6 protein-coding genes are annotated in these 3,560 nt (G+C 64.7%); 2 read left to right on the forward strand and 4 right to left on the reverse strand.

Annotation, left to right across the window (positions count from 1 at the left end):
- A partial coding sequence (locus tag AC1D00_RS31905) for a GGDEF domain-containing protein (protein ID WP_477013401.1) occupies positions 1-494 on the forward strand: 494 nt, incomplete at its 5' end.
- A gap of 104 nt (positions 495-598) precedes the next feature.
- Positions 599-1,129 (forward strand): bifunctional 3-hydroxydecanoyl-ACP dehydratase/trans-2-decenoyl-ACP isomerase, encoded by a 531-nt coding sequence (gene fabA / locus AC1D00_RS31910; protein ID WP_135173597.1) that lies wholly within the window; start codon positions 599-601, stop codon positions 1,127-1,129.
- Positions 1,130-1,131: 2 nt separating this feature from the next.
- Here the strand turns inward: fabA and AC1D00_RS31915 are convergent, their stop codons facing one another.
- The 4 genes from AC1D00_RS31915 to AC1D00_RS31930 form a co-directional block, all read right to left on the reverse strand.
- Complete coding sequence (locus AC1D00_RS31915; RefSeq protein WP_477013402.1) at positions 1,132-1,587, reverse strand: TfoX/Sxy family protein; 456 nt, start codon at positions 1,585-1,587, stop codon at positions 1,132-1,134.
- A 168-nt stretch (positions 1,588-1,755) separates the two neighbouring features.
- Positions 1,756-2,097, reverse strand: a complete 342-nt coding sequence (locus tag AC1D00_RS31920) for a HesB/IscA family protein (protein WP_014495548.1) — start codon at positions 2,095-2,097, stop codon at positions 1,756-1,758.
- Positions 2,098-2,220: 123 nt separating this feature from the next.
- Positions 2,221-2,592 carry an SUF system Fe-S cluster assembly protein gene (locus AC1D00_RS31925; protein WP_011087115.1) on the reverse strand — a complete coding sequence of 124 codons (372 nt, stop codon included), beginning with the start codon at positions 2,590-2,592 and terminating at the stop codon, positions 2,221-2,223.
- The coding region (locus AC1D00_RS31930; protein WP_477013403.1) for a cysteine desulfurase at positions 2,589-3,560 on the reverse strand (972 nt) is incomplete at its 5' end. The genes AC1D00_RS31930 and AC1D00_RS31925, both read right to left, overlap by 4 nt.

The following is a 3,560-nucleotide window of genomic DNA, read 5'->3' on the forward strand; positions in this document are numbered from 1 at the left end:
TCGACCGCATGATCGACATGGCCGTGCAGAGYGCGCTCGCATCAGGCGAGCCGCTGTCGCTGCTGCTGTTCGACATCGACCACTTCAAGTCGTTCAACGATTCCTACGGCCATCTCACCGGCGACCAAGTGCTGCGCCTGGTCGGCCTGTCCATGAAGCAGACCATCAAGGGCCAGGACATCACCGCGCGCTATGGCGGCGAGGAGTTCGCCGTGCTGCTGCCCAACACCGCCCTGCGCCAGGCCCTCACGGTCGCCGATCACATCCGCCGCGCCGTCATGGCGAAGGAATTGAAGAAGAAATCGACCGGCGAGATTCTCGGCCGCGTCACCATCTCCGTCGGCGTCTCCATGCTCAAGCCGGGCGACGACACCGACGCACTGATCGAACGCGCCGATGCCTGCCTCTACGCCGCCAAGCGCAACGGCCGCAACCGCGTGATCTGCGAAGCCGATCCGGAATTTGCCATCGAGAGCCACAGTCGCGTGGCGTGACGCGGACACCGCGCGCAGAAGACCGTGCGCGCTTGACATTCTCTCCCGACGAGCAACATCTTCCTCGCCGCCTTACGGTGCGAGCGTCCAGAGGACTTGTCGCCTTGGCCAATCCCCATGATTTTCACAGCCCGCAACCGTCCTACACCAGGGACGAGCTGCTGCGATCGAGCGAAGGCGGCTATTTCGGCCCCGGCAATGCGCAATTGCCGGCACCGCCGATGCTGATGATGGACCGCATCTCCGAGATCAGCCTGGACGGCGGCGCGTTCGGCAAGGGCCATATCGTCGGCGAGCTCGATATTGTACCGGGCCATTGGTTCTTCGATTGCCACTTTCGCGGCGATCCGATGATGCCGTCCTCTCTCGGGCTCGATGCCATGTGGCAGATGATCGGCTATTGGCTCGGCTGGTCGGGCTCACCGGGCAAGGGCCGCGCCATCGGCGTCGGCGAAGTCGAGTGCACGGGCACCATCACACCGGACGCGCAGCGCGTGCGCTACGAGGTCGCCATGCGCCAGGTCCGGCGCGGCAAGCTGGTGCTTGGCATTGCCGACGGCCGGGTGCTTGCCGACGGCACCTGCGTCTTCGTGGCCAAGGACATGAGGGTTGGCCTGACCAAGGCGGCGGACTGAGCTCAGCCCCTTCGCCTGGCGCGCTTGCGGACCGGGCTCTTCTTGCTCGCCTTGTTCGGCGCTTTCGCAGATTTGACCGCTTTCTTCGCCGGTTTGGTCGCCGCCTTCTTCGACGCCTTCTTACCCCTGGGCCGCTGCTTCACCTTGGCGCGCTGGGCGGCGGCGAGCGCCGCCCTCGCCCATTGCGCAAGCTCCTGGGAATCGTCGAACAGCCGCGCGGGCAGCTCCCAGTAGGAGTTGACGGTCACGGTCTTGGCGCGGGTCGAGTACTGGAACGGCTTTGAGCCTTCTGCCTCGAAGTCGGGGATGGTCAATTCGTCGGCGCGGAGGAACAGGCCGGCGCGCAAGGCGAGCGCGAAGTTGGTGCCGTCGGCCGAGATGCCGTGGCCGGAGAACATCTTGCGGATGGTGACAGGGCCGAAATCGGCGAACAGGTCGATCAGGAATTCGCGGTCCATGGGCGTGCTCTCTCCGCATGGTCGTCCTGGCGAAAGCCAGGACCCATTATCCCGGGGAGTAGTTTAGCCAAGACTGGACGTCACGCCACGCGGCCCGTCGAGAGATCACGCGGTATGGGGTCCTGGCTTTCGCCAGGACGACAGCTGTGGGATTGGGGCGAGCCGGGCTTACCCGTCGATCTTCGCCGGCCGCAGCTCGACCGATTCGCCGCAGCCGCAGGCGGAGACCTGGTTGGGGTTGTTGAAGACGAACTGGGCCTGCATCTTGTCGGCCTTGTAGTCCATCTCGGTGCCGAGCAGGAACAGCACGGCCTTGGGATCGACCAGGATCTTGACGCCCTTGTCCTCGACGACCTCGTCGGTCGGGCGGACATCATGGGCATACTCAACGGTATAGGACTGGCCGGCGCAGCCGCCGTTCTTCACACCGACGCGCAGGCCGACGATCTCGGAATCGGCGCGCTGGGTCAGCTCGCTGATGCGCTGGGCGGCGGCATCCGTCAGCCGCATCACCTGCGGGCGCGGCCGCCGCGGCTTCGGGGTGGAGGATGCTGGTGTTGCCTGTGTCATGTCAGTGATGTGGTCCGTTGCGGAGCAAATTCAATGCCAGGAATGAAAAGCAGAACGTACGCGTCACCACATGTTGAGCACGAGGCGGGCCTCGTCGCTCATGCGTTCGGGCGTCCACGGCGGCTCCCAGACGACCTTGACGTCGACCACGCCGACGCCGGGGACGCTGGCGACCGCATTTTCGACCATGGTCGGCAACTCGCCGGCGGCGGGGCAGTTCGGCGTCGTCAGCGTCATCTGCACGTCGACGGAACGGTCGTCCTTGATCTCGACCTTGTAGATCAGGCCGAGCTCGTAGATGTCGGCCGGAATCTCCGGATCGAACACGGTCTTGAGGCCCGCGATGATCTCGGTGGTCAGCCGCTCGGTTTCCTCCGGCGGCAGCGCCGACCGGGTTTCCATCGGATTGGCTTTGATTTCGGCCGTGTCACTCATGCGAACAAATCCCGCGCCTTCAACAGCGCCTGTGCCAGATGATCGACTTCTTCCCGCGTATTATACATGCCGAACGAGGCCCGGCATGTGGCCGTCACGTTGAACCGCTCTAAAAGCGGCATCACGCAATGGGTGCCGGCGCGCACCGCGATGCCCTGGCGGTCGATCACGGTGGCAACGTCGTGGGCGTGCGCGCCCTTGAGCTCGAAGGAGATCACCGGACCCTTGCCGCGCGCCGTCCCGATCAGCCGCAGCGAGTTGATCTCGCGCAGCCGGTCCTGGGCATAGGTGGTGAGATCGTGCTCGTGGGCGGCGATGCGTTCCTTGCCGATCGAGTTGACGTAGTCGATGGCGGCGCCAAGGCCCACGGCCTCGACGATCGCGGGTGTGCCGGCCTCGAACTTGTGCGGGGGATCGCCATAGGTGACGACATCGCGCGAGACCTCGCGGATCATCTCGCCGCCGCCGTTATAGGGGCGCATCGCGACGAGATGGTCGTACTTGGCCCAGAGCACGCCGATGCCGGTCGGGCCGTACACCTTGTGGCCGGTGAAGACGTAGAAATCGCAGCCGAGGTCCTGGACGTCGACGGGCAGATGCACCGCACCCTGGCTGCCGTCGACCAGCACGGGAATGCCGCGGGCGTGAGCTATCTTCACCACGTCCTTGATCGGGACGATGGTGCCGAGCGCGTTCGACATCTGCGTGATCGCGACCAGCTTGGTCTTCGCGGTCAGGAGCTTCTCGAACTCGTCGATGAGGAAATTGCCCTCGTCGTCGACCGGCGCCCATTTGATCACGGCCCCCTGTCGTTCCCTGAGGAAATGCCAGGGCACGATGTTGGAGTGGTGCTCCATGATCGAGATGACGATCTCGTCGCCCTCTTTGATATTCGGCCCGCCCCAGGACGAGGCGACCAGGTTGATGGCCTCCGTCGCGTTGCGGGTGAAGATCACTTCTTCGGTCCG

Source organism: Bradyrhizobium sp. P2_E8, assembly GCF_056403875.1.

Bases quoted from the DNA above. Each gene is read 5' to 3' on its own strand.
- AC1D00_RS31920 (WP_014495548.1), bottom strand. From the start codon at position 2,097: ATGCGGCTGACGGATGCCGCCGCCCAGCGCATCAGCGAGCTGACCCAG.
- AC1D00_RS31915 (WP_477013402.1), bottom strand. From the start codon at position 1,587: ATGGACCGCGAATTCCTGATCGACCTGTTCGCCGATTTCGGCCCTGTC.
- AC1D00_RS31925 (WP_011087115.1), bottom strand. From the start codon at position 2,592: ATGAGTGACACGGCCGAAATCAAAGCCAATCCGATGGAAACCCGGTCG.